This window comes from Flavobacterium macrobrachii (genome assembly GCF_014486675.1).
GTDB classification, from domain to species: Bacteria; Bacteroidota; Bacteroidia; order Flavobacteriales; family Flavobacteriaceae; genus Flavobacterium; species Flavobacterium macrobrachii.
In genome coordinates, this window is sequence record NZ_JACTAC010000008.1 from 25,469 (window position 1) to 39,205 (window position 13,737).

General features: G+C 33.0%; 7 protein-coding genes and 2 tRNA genes. 4 read left to right on the top strand and 5 right to left on the bottom strand.

Features of this window, described 5'->3' with window-relative positions; translation table 11 throughout:
* The first annotated feature begins 28 nt into the window (after positions 1–28).
* Together IAI56_RS03455 and IAI56_RS03460 are read left to right on the top strand one after the other, a co-directional pair.
* Positions 29–5,107 carry a T9SS type B sorting domain-containing protein gene (locus IAI56_RS03455; protein ID WP_187656544.1) on the top strand — a complete coding sequence of 1,693 codons (5,079 nt, stop codon included), beginning with the start codon at positions 29–31 and terminating at the stop codon, positions 5,105–5,107.
* Positions 5,108–5,130: 23 nt separating this feature from the next.
* Positions 5,131–7,143: a T9SS type B sorting domain-containing protein gene (locus IAI56_RS03460; RefSeq protein WP_187656545.1), complete on the top strand. Its 2,013-nt coding sequence runs from the start codon at positions 5,131–5,133 to the stop codon at positions 7,141–7,143.
* A gap of 251 nt (positions 7,144–7,394) precedes the next feature.
* Here IAI56_RS03460 and typA read toward each other — a convergent pair whose 3' ends face one another.
* Complete coding sequence (gene typA / locus IAI56_RS03465; RefSeq protein WP_187656546.1) at positions 7,395–9,191, bottom strand: translational GTPase TypA; 1,797 nt, start codon at positions 9,189–9,191, stop codon at positions 7,395–7,397.
* Positions 9,192–9,407: 216 nt separating this feature from the next.
* Here typA and IAI56_RS03470 point away from each other — a divergent pair, with 216 nt between their 5' ends.
* Positions 9,408–11,066 (top strand): PAS domain-containing sensor histidine kinase, encoded by a 1,659-nt coding sequence (locus IAI56_RS03470; protein ID WP_317192464.1) that lies wholly within the window; start codon positions 9,408–9,410, stop codon positions 11,064–11,066.
* A 1-nt stretch (position 11,067) separates the two neighbouring features.
* The gene (locus IAI56_RS03475; protein ID WP_187656548.1) at positions 11,068–11,463 is read left to right on the top strand and encodes a response regulator; all 396 of its coding nucleotides are present in this window, start codon (positions 11,068–11,070) and stop codon (positions 11,461–11,463) included.
* A 57-nt stretch (positions 11,464–11,520) separates the two neighbouring features.
* Here IAI56_RS03475 and rpsT read toward each other — a convergent pair whose 3' ends face one another.
* The 4 genes from rpsT to proS all read right to left on the bottom strand — a co-directional run bounded on the left by rpsT (position 11,521) and on the right by proS (position 13,677).
* Entirely contained in the window at positions 11,521–11,772 is a 252-nt protein-coding gene (gene rpsT / locus IAI56_RS03480; protein ID WP_187656549.1) for a 30S ribosomal protein S20, read from the bottom strand.
* Between the two features lie 154 nt (positions 11,773–11,926).
* A tRNA-Glu gene (locus IAI56_RS03485) sits at positions 11,927–11,998 on the bottom strand.
* Positions 11,999–12,043: 45 nt separating this feature from the next.
* Positions 12,044–12,115 (bottom strand) — tRNA-Glu (locus tag IAI56_RS03490).
* 83 nt (positions 12,116–12,198) lie between these two features.
* Positions 12,199–13,677 carry a proline--tRNA ligase gene (gene proS / locus IAI56_RS03495; protein ID WP_187656550.1) on the bottom strand — a complete coding sequence of 493 codons (1,479 nt, stop codon included), beginning with the start codon at positions 13,675–13,677 and terminating at the stop codon, positions 12,199–12,201.
* Positions 13,678–13,737: the final 60 nt, after the last annotated feature.

Here is a 13,737-nt window from a genome sequence, read left to right on the forward strand (position 1 = left end):
TTTCTTATTTATTTGTTAATTTTAGCAAATGAAAAAGAAGCTTAGATTTATATTTTTATTTTTATTAATTTTTAACAATTGTTTATCACAATTCAGTAAAACTCATTATATTCCACCACTTTGTGGCTCATCGAGTGTTATTCCTGGACAACAATTTATTTATATATCAACTCCAAATACTCTTCCAGTAAATTTTAAAATTATTGAAATTGGAGGAAATGTAATAGAAGGTACTGTTTCAAAGTCTAATCCATACATATATAATGTAGGTTTTGGGCAAGACTCTCAATTACATGTTGATGCAAGTATCAGCTCAAACATTTTTAATAACAAAGGTTTTATAATTGAAGCAGAAGATTTAATGTATGTTTCTGCAAGAGTAATTGATACAAGTAGTAATCAAGCTGGACAATTAGTTTCAAAAGGTAAAGCTTCGCTTGGTAACCGTTTCAGAATTGGTGCATTAACAAACTTAGATGTATCTGTTTACACCAATATACATACTACTTTTATATCAGTTTTGGCTACTGAAAATAATACCACTATTAACTTTAGCAATTTTAAACAAGGTGTAACTTTAGTAAATGGAAGTACTGGAGATAATCCGTTTAGCATATCATTGAATAGTGGTGAAAGTTATGTATTGGCCGTTCAAGGTCCAAATAATGCAAATAGAGATGGATTAATTGGAGCACTAGTAACATCAGACAAACCTATTGCAGTAAATTGTGGTTCATTTGGTGGAAGTAATGCAACTGGAAACTTAGACTTAGGTTTTGATCAAATCGTTCCGGCTGAGAGAATCAATACAAACGAGTATATATTTATTAAGAGTACAGGTATTGACACTGTTGAAAAAGTTTTACTAGTAGCTGATGAAGATGGAACAGAAATAACACTTCGAGACGATTTAACACCGTCTTTTACACTAAATGCTGGAGAATATCTTGCATTAAATGGTGATACTTTCGACGCGCTAGGTAATTTATACATCCGTTCAAATAAAAGAGTTTTTGCCTATCAAAGTGTTGGTGATAACGGTGCGCAGGATCAACGAAATCAAGAACTTTTCTTTGTGCCACCACTAAGCTGTCAAACTCCAAGAATTATTGATAACATTCCTCAAATTGATTTTATTGGCAACAGACAATTTAATGGAAGAGTAACAATTGTAACTCAAACTGGTTCAACCTTAAATTTCACAATTAACGGAGACAATTTTACTACAGCAACTTTTCCTTTTCCTTTATCTGGTCCAAATCCTGTAACTGGAAATCCAAATTACGAAACCTATGTAATTACAGGTTTAACTGGAAATGTTTCAGTATTTTCTACAGGTGAAATTTATCTTGCCGCTTATGGTTCAGAACAAGCGGCAACTTTTGGCGGATTTTATTCAGGATTTACATTTGAACCCGAAATATCTTTTGCTAAACTTGATGTAGCACAAGATTCCTGTATCCCAAATACCCGATTATCTGTAAATACCTTGAGTCCATTTGACACGTTTCAATGGTTTTTTAATGACGCTTTGATTCCTTCAGCGACTGATAATTTTTTTATACCAACTCAACCTGGCTATTATAAAGTTTCCGCAACTATTTCGGGTTGTGGCTTACCTATTGAATCTAATAATATTCCTGTAAGTTCTTGCTCGCTTGATACTGATGGAGATGGAATTAATAACAATTTGGACACCGATAATGATAATGATGGATTGATCAATTGTCAAGAGTCTTATGGCGATGTAAATTTTAATTTTACAAATTCGCCTGTTGGAACAATACAAATTGGCAATTACAGCAATACTTATCTTGAAACTGTTACTACAGCAGGAAGCGTTACGCCATCAGCAACACCTTTTATTACTGAAACAAATGGAAATTTTGTTTCTGAAGCTGCAACTGGAAAAGGAAATTCGGTAACTTACACTGCTAATTTCAACAACCCAATTAATCTTGCTATTGAATATGCATCTGTTATAACTAATCCAAACAATATATTAAGTCAAGATACCGAGATAAAAGTTTCATGTCCTGTTGATAAAACTATTACTATTTTAAATCCTGATAATCAACTATTGATTGACACAAATTATGATGGTGTTTTTGAAAGCGGTGTTACACAATTTTCCTCTTTTGAAATTCGTTTTCGTTTAAATTCTGGTCTAACATTAACTCCAGAAAACAGTACTTTTTCAATAAAAGCAAATTCGATAAGCAGCATATCCATTACCAATACGAATCTAACCGATTCAAATACTAGTCGTGTTACGCTAAAACTCGTAGCAACTTGTGTTCCAAAAGATAGTGATGTCGATGGAATTCCGGACCAAAACGACTATGACAGCGACAACGATTCGATTGCTGATTATTATGAAAGTCAAGGAGCAAATTTTGTTGCAAGAAGCAATGTCGATGCCAATCTTGATGGAATTGACGATGCATTTGGAACAGGAATTACTGCTGCTGATACTGACAGCGATGGTGTTCCAGATTATTTAGATGCTGATTCTGATAACGATGGAATTTTTGACATCATAGAATCCGGAAGTCCAGGAAATCAAAACAATACCAACGGAATTATGGTTGGCAATTTTGGAACAAATGGATTACAAAATAGTCTAGAAACTTTTCCAAATAGCGGAATTCTAAACTATACCATTGCCGATAGCGATAATGATGGAATTTGGAATTTTATTGAACTAGATAGCGATGATGATGGTTGTTTTGATACCATAGAAGCAAGTTTTGAAGACAACAACAACGATGGAATTCTCGGTAGTGATATTCCAACAAATATTGTTGATGGACTTGTTATTTCTGCCAGCGGTTATGGAATTCCTAATCAAAATTACACAATTGGCGCGCCAATTTCCATTACAACTCATCCAGCCGATGCTACTATTTGCGAACTTCAAAATGCAATATTTACTATTAATTCTCCTGCAGTTGATAGCTATCAATGGCAACTTTCTACTGATGATGAAACAACTTGGAACAACTTAACTAATAACGCAACCTATTCTGGCACAACAACTGTTAGCTTAACGGTTTCTAATGTTTCGCCAACAATGGTTGGCTATAAATACCGTGTTTTCTTAAATAGAATTGGAAATTCCTGCGGATTATATTCCAATACTGCTAGATTGACAACATATGCTTTACCAGTTGTAACAACGCCAATTACATTAAGACAATGTGATGTTGATACCGATGGAATCTCTGATTTTAATTTGACACAAATTAATGGCTTAATTTCAACAAATGCTGCAAACGAAACTTTTACTTATTTCACTTCACAAATTGCAGCTGAACAAGAAATTGCAAATCAAGAAATTACCAATCCAATTGCTTATAATACCGGAACTTCAACAGTTTTTGCTCGTGTAGAAAATTCAAACGGTTGTTATAGTGTTACACAAATTAATTTGGTGGTTTCCGTTAGCCAAATTCCACCGAGTTTTGCAATTTTAAATATTGACATACACAAATGTGATGATTATCTTGATGCAACCAATGATGATCGGGATGGAATAACTTCGTTCAATTTTACAACTATCAAAAACGATCTACAAGCCATTCTTCCGGCAACAGTTTCTATCAGTTTCTACAGAAATGAAGCCGATTTTCTAGCTGAAACTGATGCTGATGGAAATTCATTAGCCATAACAGATATTGCAAATTACAGAAATATTGGTTATCCAAATTCGCAGACGATTTGGATTCGAGTTGATAGTACCATCGATAATTCTTGTTTTGGATTTAAAACATTTGAAATCATTGTAGAAGCATTGCCTATTGCAAATAATGTAAATGCAACCAACCAAATTCGCCATTGTGATGATGACCATGATGGAATTTATGCATTTGACACAACTGGAATTGAAGCTACCGTTTTAAACGGGCAAACCAATGTAAATATGCTTTATACCAGAGCAAATGGAACGCAAACCACTACATTACCAAATCCTTTATTGATAAACCAAAGCGAAACAATAACTGTAAGAGTAATTAATAATGTTACTCCGATTCAAACTGAAAAATGTTTTGACGAAATCCAATTGGAATTTATTGTTGACGATTTGCCAGAAGCTTTTGCCGTTCCAGTTACAGCAATAACCTATTGTGACGACGAAGCTGATCCATTATATCAAGACGGAATTGTAGATTTTGACACTACCGATTTTCAAACTACCATTTTGGGTGGACAATCCAATATGAATGTTTATTATTTTGATGAAAATAATAATCCATTGCCAAGTCCATTACCAAATCCTTTTAGAAGCGGAACGCAAAATATTCGTGTAGTTGTTGAAAATAAAATAAACACTGGTTGTAAAGCTGAAGTTGTGCTTCCATTTATAGTAAATCCAACACCAAAAATAGATTTAAACGAGCGTGTTTTAATTTGTCTTCCTGATACACAAACTACTATTGACGCACATGTTTTAGACGGAACGCCGATTTCTAGTTATACCTATCAATGGTTTTTAAACGGAAATTTATTAGTTGGAGAAACAAGTTATGACATAACTGTAGTAACACCAGGAATTTACAACGTAACCGTTACAAACAGTACTAATTGTGTCATGTCACGAAAAATTGAGGTAGTCATTTCTGAAGCTCCAACATTTGATAGTCTTATTATACAAGATTTAACCGATATCAATACGATTTTGGTAAATGTAACAGGTACTGGAGATTATGAATTTGCGCTTGACGACATTGCTGGTCCATATCAAAGTTCAAACCTTTTCTACCAAGTACCGTTTGGCTTACATCAAGTTTATATTAGAGATATTGAAGGTTGTGCTACTATTGGACCTTTTCAAGCTGCAGTACTCGGAATTCCTCAATATTTCACTCCAAACGGAGATGGTTTTCATGATACTTGGAATGTAAAAGGAGTTACTAATACATACAACTCGCTTTCAATTATTTACATTTTTGATAGATTTGGAAAACTTTTAAAACAAATTAGTCCAGTTAGCGAAGGTTGGGACGGTTCATATAATGGTCGTGTAATGCCATCTGATGATTATTGGTATTCAATACAATTCGAAGATGGTCGAAGTGCAAAAGGGCATTTTTCATTGAAACGATAATTTTTTTCATTACCAATTAAATTATGTTATTTAAAAGATTTTATCTAATTATAGGATTAGTTTTTAGTTCGGCTTCTGCTCAATATATTACTACCGATGAAACGCGAACAGCGGTCGAATTGATAGAAGATGTGTTGATAAATTCAGGTTGTGCTAACATTTCAAATGTATCCGCTTCGGGAGGATTTTTTGCTTCAGGAGAAAAAAGTTGGGGTTATTTTAATGCCACTGGAACCAGTTTCCCTTTTGAAGAAGGCATTGTTTTAAGTACTGGAAAAATTGTAAACACACAAGGTCCAAATAGCTTTATTTCAGATGATGGTGGCGGAATGGGTTGGACAGGCGATAACGACTTAAATCAAGCATTGGGTTTAAACAATACTTTTAATGCAACTGTCTTAGAATTTGATTTTATTCCACTTGGTAACCAAATTAGCTTTGATTATATCTTTTCTTCCGAACAATACTTAACTAATCCAAATCCAAATCAATGTAGTTTTACCGATGGTTTTGTTTTTTTATTAAAAGAAGTTCCTAGTCAATCGAATTATGAAAATTTAGCCGTAATTCCAAACACAACTATTCCTGTAAAAGTGAATACCGTTCGTGGAACAGGAACAATTTGTCCTGCTGCTAATGCAACTTATTTTGATGCTTTCAATGGCACAGAACATCCAACTAATTTCAACGGACAAACTAAAGTCTTAACTGCAAAAGCAGATATTATTCCGGGACAAAAGTATCACATAAAATTAGTCATTGCCGATGAAGGAAATTATCGATACGATTCGGCTATTTTCTTGAAAGGAAGCAGTTTTTCTACTGGAGTAAATTTAGGTGATGACAAAACTTTTGTCAATCAAAATCCGGTTTGCCCTAGTGAAAGCATTACGCTAAACGCTACTACAACAGGAGTTCTAAACTATCAATGGTTTTTTAACGATAATCCAATTCCGGGTGAAACGGATAGCACTTTGACCTTAAATCCGCCATATAACGTTAACCAAAACGGAACGTATTCTGTTGAATTGACTTTTTCACCTACTTGTATATCAACTTCTGAAATTGATTTGGATTTTGCAACAGCACTTACAGTTGACCAAACTTCATATACTTTTTGTGATACCGATGCTGCTCAAGATGGAATTACAACTGTTACTCTTAGCGATATTATTCCAACGTTGTTCTTGAATTTACCTTCTAATCTTCAAATGAATTTTTACAGTAGTCCAACAAGTACAGTTCCTTTATCAAATTCGTTTTTGCTTACAACTCCTTTTCAGCAAACAATTTATGCTAAAATAAGTAATAGTTCTTGTTACAATCCTATTGCTGTAACGTTGAACATCAACACTTTTAACGCAATTATTAATGACGAAACGGCTACTATTTGCAACAATATTTCAACTACTTTAACGGCTGATAGCGGTTTTCAATCGTATACTTGGAATACTGGCGAGACAACTCCATCAATTAATGTTACTACTGCTGGAACTTATACCGTTTTGATTGAAAATACAAATGGTTGTACAAAAACGAAAACATTTACCGTTACCAATTCTGAAATTGCTACTATAGAAAACATTGTAATTACTGGTTTTGACGAAAATACTTCGGCTGAAATTTTAGTTTCTGGCAACGGAATTTATGAATTTTCTATTGATGGTGTAAATTATCAGAATAGTCAAATTTTTACTAATTTGACAGGTTTGGTCTATACGGCTTTTGTAAAAAATGGTTGTGGTATTGTGCCAAAAGATTTTTATTTAGTTCAAATCCCGAAGTTTTTTACACCCAATGGAGATAACATAAACGATATTTGGTACATCAAAGGTATTCGTCCAATGACGCCAAATGCTCGTTCGATTGTTTCAATTTTTGATCGATATGGCAAATTGTTAACTCTGTTTCCTGCTTTTGGAAATGGTTGGGATGGAACTTATAATGGACAGCAAATGTTTGCTGATGATTATTGGTATGTTATTGAATTAGGCGATGGACGAACGGCAAAAGGTCATTTTTCGTTGTTGAGATAATTAATTTACCACAGATTTAACGGATTTTTGCTGAAGTAAAAATAATGGTTTGCTGCTTTTTATCCCGAAGCTTCGGGACTGATTGAAGTGGAAATCCTTTTATGAATTGCCATGGGTTTAAACCCGGCAATTCAAAAGATTGAAACGGAAAGCAGGAAAATGGTTTTTAAAAATTCTCGAATGATACGCTCCAAAAAAAATCCCAAACTCTTTATTGAAATTTGGGATTTAGATTTTTGGAATGTTATTCCTTATATCTTGAAACGTTTTCTATCGTTTTCGTTCAAATAGATTTTACGTAAACGTAGTGATTTTGGTGTTACTTCTACATATTCGTCTTTTTGAATGTATTCTAAAGCTTCTTCTAATGAGAATTTGATTGCTGGAACAATTTTGTTTTTATCGTCGGCACCAGCTGAACGGAAGTTGGTTAACTGCTTGGTTTTGGTGATGTTAATAGTCATATCATCGCCACGAGAATTTTCTCCAACTACTTGTCCTTCGTAGATGTCTTCGTTTGGATCAACAAAGAATTTACCTCTATCTTGTAGTTTATTGATTGAGTAAGGAATGGCTTTTCCGTTTTCCATAGAGATTAACGAACCGTTGATACGACCAGCGATTTCTCCTTTGAATGGTTCGTATCCAATAAAACGATGCGCCATGATTGCTTCTCCAGCGGTTGCTGTTAACAATTGATTTCTCAATCCGATGATTCCACGTGATGGAATGTTGAATTTGATAATCATTCGCTCGCCTTTTCCTTCCATAGAAAGCATTTCTCCTTTTCGAACTGAAACGAATTCAACTGCTCTTCCTGAAACGTGTTCTGGTAAATCGATGGTTAATTCTTCGATTGGCTCACATTTTACACCATCAATTTCTTTGATAATTACTTGTGGTTGACCAATTTGCAACTCATAACCTTCTCTTCTCATGGTTTCGATCAAAACTGATAAGTGAAGTACACCACGACCGAAAACCATAAATTTGTCGGCTGAATCAGTATCGGCTACACGAAGTGCAAGGTTTTTTTCTAATTCTTTTGCTAAACGATCTTTGATGTGTCGTGATGTTACAAACTTTCCTTCTTTTCCGAAGAAAGGAGAATCGTTAATTGTAAATAACATACTCATGGTTGGTTCGTCGATTGCAATGGTTTGCAATGCTTCCGGATTTTCGAAATCTGCGATTGTATCTCCAATTTCAAAACCTTCTACTCCAACGATTGCACAAATATCTCCAGCGATTACACTTTCTACTTTTTTACGTCCAAGACCTTCAAAAGTGTGTAATTCTTTAATTCTTGATTTAATAACTTTTCCATCTCTTTTTACTAAAGAAATTGGCATTCCTTCTTTTAAAACACCTCTTTCAAGACGACCAATAGCGATACGACCTGTAAATGAAGAGAAATCTAACGATGTAATCAACATTTGTGGTGTTCCTTCTGATACTTTTGGAGCTGGAACGTGTTCTACAACCATATCTAATAATGGTTCGATGTTTTCTGTTTGGTTTTCCCAATGGTCAGACATCCAGTTGTTTTTAGCAGAACCATAAACAGTTGGGAAATCCAACTGCCATTCTTCTGCTCCTAATTCAAACATTAGGTCGAAAACTTTTTCGTGAACTTCTTCTGGTGTACAGTTTTCTTTGTCAACCTTATTGATTACTACACACGGTTTTAATCCTAAGTCGATTGCTTTTTGCAACACGAAACGCGTTTGTGGCATTGGACCTTCAAATGCATCTACTAAAAGACAAACTCCGTCTGCCATGTTCAATACACGTTCTACTTCACCACCAAAATCTGCGTGACCTGGAGTATCGATAATATTAATTTTTGTACCTTTATATACTACCGAAACATTCTTTGAAGTAATCGTAATTCCTCTTTCGCGTTCTAAATCGTTGTTGTCCAATATTAAATCGCCAGTATTCTCGTTTTCACGAAAAAGTTGACAGTGATACATAATTTTATCAACCAAAGTCGTTTTACCGTGGTCAACGTGAGCAATAATAGCAATGTTTCTAATAGATTCCATCTGTGTTTTTTTTGAAGGTGCAAAGGTACACTTTTATTTTCATATAAAAAACGCACGTTAAGTAGTTTAAAAATAAAATAATAGAAACTATTTAATGTTATTTCATCGATTAGTTGGTTGTAAATTTTTATATTTATTTTAATTTTATATATATTTGGAGTAATGAAAATTAACTCTAATAGAATAACCCTCATTTATTTTGTTATCTTGATAGCAGTGGTATTTTTGACCCAAAAAATATTTACTACTTATTCTCTTACGAATGAAACTAATTTGATATTTACCAATAAAGAAATTGTAATTATATTATTATCAATTGTTTTGTTCCGATATTTCTTGTATGCAAACGAAAAACACAACAAATCAGTATTAAACAAACTTAAAAAAAGTAATCAAGATATTATAGAGTCAAAGGAGCGATATGATATAGTTGCCAAAGCAACAAGTGATACTATTTGGGATTGGAAAATTGATGATGATGCATTTATATGGAATAAAGGTATTCAAGGTGTTTTTGGTTACAAAAAAGAAGACGTTGGTAAAAATTCAAACTGGTGGTTTGAAAGAATACATCCAGAAGATAGTTTAAAAATGTCAGTACGTCTTTATTCATTTTTAGATTACAAAACAGATAAATGGCAAGATGAGTATCGTTTTCAATGTGCAGATGGCTCATATAAATACGTAATAGACAAAGGATTTCTTGTTAAAGATGATAAGGGAAAAATAATCCGAATGATTGGTGCAATTCAAGATGTTACCAAACAAAAAGAAGAAGAACAAAGATTAAGATTACTTGAAACAGTTATTACAAAATCAAATGATGCCGTAATGATTTGTGGAATTAAATTAAACGAAAATTCACTTCCAAGTATAGTTTTTGTTAATTCCGCCTTTGAGGATATGACCGGATACAAAACATCTGAAGCAATTGGAATGCCACTTGACATTATTTTTGGAGCAAAATCTGATAGTAAACAAATAGACTTACTCAAACAAAAAATAAAGGAATACCAAATTTGTGATATTGAAACGGTTTGCTACAAAAAAGACAACACATTGTTTTGGATTAATTTTACAATGATTCCTGTTACCAATAAGGATGGTGAACATTCGCATTGGATTTCAGTACAAAGAGATGTAACAGAATTAAAGGAAAAAGAAAAAGAAAGAGAACAATTAATTCGAGAATTAACAAAAAACAACAATGATTTAAAACAATTTTCCTATATAACTTCACATAACTTAAGAGCACCACTTTCTAACTTAACTGGATTATTAAATCTAATTGATGATATACCAATTGAAAATCCAGATTTAAAAGAATTAATTGATGGCTTCAGCACCTCAACTCACTTATTAAATGAAACAATAAATGACTTAGTAAAAGTTATAATAATAAAAGACAATCCAGCTATTGAAAAAGAAAGAATATTGATTAAAGATATTTTCGAAAATGTATTTAATCAGCTTAACTTCTTAATTAACTTACACAAACCTATTTTAAAGATTGAACTTTCAGAGGAATATATATCAAATATTAACAAATCTTATCTTGAGAGTATCTTTTTAAACTTAATGACAAATTCAATCAAATACCGATCAGCAACAAATCAGTTAAAAATCACAATAACTTCTAAAGTTATTAATGAAGAACTTGTGATAAGTTTCAAGGATAACGGAATTGGTATTGATATGGGCAGAAACAAAGATAAAATTTTTGGATTATACCAAAGATTCCACAACCATCCTGACAGTAAAGGATTAGGCCTATATTTGGTAAAATCGCAAGTAGAAAGCATGGGAGGAAACATTTCAGTTGAAAGTAAACTTGGAAAAGGAACTACATTTACATTAAACTTTAAAAACATTTAAAATGCTAAGAAAAGTAATTTGTATTGACGACGACCCAATTACTTTGAAGCTTTGCAAAAAAGTAATGGAAAGAGTAGAATTTGCATCAGAAATAAATACTTTACAAAACGGAGAAGAAGCCATAAAACAATTTGAAGACTATGAAAAAATTGATACGAAAAATGCCCCAGATATGGTATTTATTGACTTAAACATGCCTGTAATGAATGGCTGGGAATTTTTAGATGAATATTTTAAAAGAGAATACCATAAAAAATTCAAAACTCACTTCATAGTTCTTTCTTCAACAATTGACCCAAAAGATGTCGAAAAGTCCAAATTATACTCAATGGTAGTTGACTTTCTTTCAAAACCAATAACAAAAACTATGTTAGAAGAATTAAAAAGTAAATATTAAAAAAAAAGGATAATCACTTGATTATCCTTTTTTTATATTTAAATTTCTATTAACATATTACAATTTTGCAACGTGCCTAGTTAATTTTGATTTTAGGTTAGAAGCTTTATTATCATGAATGATGTTTTTCTTAGCTAATTTATCAATCATAGATATTACAGAAGATAATTTAGCAGCTGCTTCAGTTTTATCAGTAGCTAATCTTAATGCTTTAATTGCATTACGAGTAGTTTTGTGTTGATATCTATTCAACACTCTTTTCTTTTCATTGCTTCTAATTCTTTTTAGAGCTGACTTATGATTTGCCATTTTCTTTTAATTTAATTGTAATAATTGTATAAACTATTAGTTAAAAAAGAAAAACCTCCCACATTAGCCTAAGCGAATACTTTGGTTTTAACTAATAAAACAAAGTCCGAGACACTGGATGATTGTTTTATAAAACTATTTTACAACTAATTTGTAGCCCGTAGGGGAATCGAACCCCTCTTACCAGGATGAAAACCTGGCGTCCTAACCGATAGACGAACGGGCCATTTTTATAACCTTTTCGAAATAAACAATACGTTTACAGAACTTGTAGCCCGTAGGGGAATCGAACCCCTCTTACCAGGATGAAAACCTGGCGTCCTAACCGATAGACGAACGGGCCATTTTTTACTTAAAATTGCGGTGGCAAAAATACAACTATTTTTTAATTCCGCAAGAGTAAAACCAATTTTTTATATTTTTTTATTAGTATGCTTTTGCAAACAACACTCTACCAGCAGATTTACCTCCAGAAAAAATACAAATTCCTTCTTCATTTTTTCTATCTAAAGGAACACATCGGATAGTTGCTTTGGTCAATTCCTTAATTTTTTCTTCAGTTTCTGGTGTTCCATCCCAATGAGCAGAAACAAATCCTGCTTTGTTATCTAAAACCTCTTTAAACTCTTCAAAAGAATTTACTTCGGTAATATGAGAATTTCTGTAAGACAAAGCTTTACTGAATAATTCCGCTTGTATTTGCTCTAATAAAGACTGAATATATTCTACAATTTCGTCCTTTGAAACAATTTCTTTAGACAAATTATCACGTCTTGCTACTTCAAACGTACCATTTTCCAAATCATTTGGACCAACAGCTATCCTAACTGGAACTCCTTTTAATTCATATTCTGCGAATTTGAAACCTGGTTTTTGAGTAGTTCTGTTATCGTATTTTACAGAAATATTCAACTTTCTAAATTTAGAAACTAACTCCTCAACAACAGCATTTATAGCTTCCAATTGTTCATCTGTTCTATGAATTGGAACAATAACCACTTGTATTGGTGCTAAATTTGGAGGTAGAACAAGTCCATTATCATCAGAATGCGTCATTACCAACGCACCCATTAATCGAGTTGAAACTCCCCAAGATGTTCCCCAAACATACTCTTGCTTTCCTTCTTGATTAGCAAATTTTACATCAAAGGCTTTTGCAAAATTTTGACCTAAAAAGTGAGAAGTTCCAGCTTGTAATGCTTTTCCATCTTGCATCAAAGCTTCAATACAATAGGTCTCATCGGCACCAGCAAAACGTTCATTGGCTGTTTTTATTCCTTTCACAACTGGAATTGCCATAAAACCTTCAACAAAATCAGCATAAACATTCATCATTCTTTCTGTTTCTTCAATTGCTTCTTGACGTGTTGCATGTGCTGTGTGTCCTTCTTGCCATAAAAACTCTGCTGTTCTTAAAAACAAACGAGTTCTCATTTCCCAACGAACAACATTTGCCCATTGATTTATCAAAAGTGGCAAGTCACGATACGACTGAACCCAGCCTTTGTATGTTGACCAAATAATTGCTTCACTCGTTGGGCGAACAATTAATTCTTCTTCTAACTTTGCATTAGGATCAACCATTAATTTTCCTGGACGAGTTTCATCGTTTTTCAATCGATAATGCGTGACAATTGCACATTCTTTTGCAAAACCTTCGGCATTTTTCTCCTCGGCTTCAAACATACTTTTGGGTACAAAAAGCGGGAAATAAGCATTAGAATGTCCTGTTTCTTTAAACATTTTATCCAATTGGGCTTGCATTTTTTCCCAAATAGCATAACCATATGGCTTAATAACCATACAACCACGAACTCCTGAATTTTCAGCTAAATCAGCCTTCACAACCAATTCGTTATACCATTTTGAATAATCTTCTTCTCTTTTTGTTAAGTTTTTGCTCATGATGAAATTTTGGCACAAATATTGTTAATCTTTTTTTAACTATTTTATTCAGCAAAACTA

What these genes read in the sequence shown, in the direction of transcription:
- IAI56_RS03455 (WP_187656544.1), top strand. Translation starts at nt 29, where the DNA reads ATGAAAAAGAAGCTTAGATTTATATTTTTATTTTTATTAATTTTTAAC.
- IAI56_RS03460 (WP_187656545.1), top strand. Translation starts at nt 5,131, where the DNA reads ATGTTATTTAAAAGATTTTATCTAATTATAGGATTAGTTTTTAGTTCG.
- typA (WP_187656546.1), bottom strand. Translation starts at nt 9,191, where the DNA reads ATGGAATCTATTAGAAACATTGCTATTATTGCTCACGTTGACCACGGT.
- IAI56_RS03475 (WP_187656548.1), top strand. Translation starts at nt 11,068, where the DNA reads ATGCTAAGAAAAGTAATTTGTATTGACGACGACCCAATTACTTTGAAG.
- rpsT (WP_187656549.1), bottom strand. Translation starts at nt 11,772, where the DNA reads ATGGCAAATCATAAGTCAGCTCTAAAAAGAATTAGAAGCAATGAAAAG.
- proS (WP_187656550.1), bottom strand. Translation starts at nt 13,677, where the DNA reads ATGAGCAAAAACTTAACAAAAAGAGAAGAAGATTATTCAAAATGGTAT.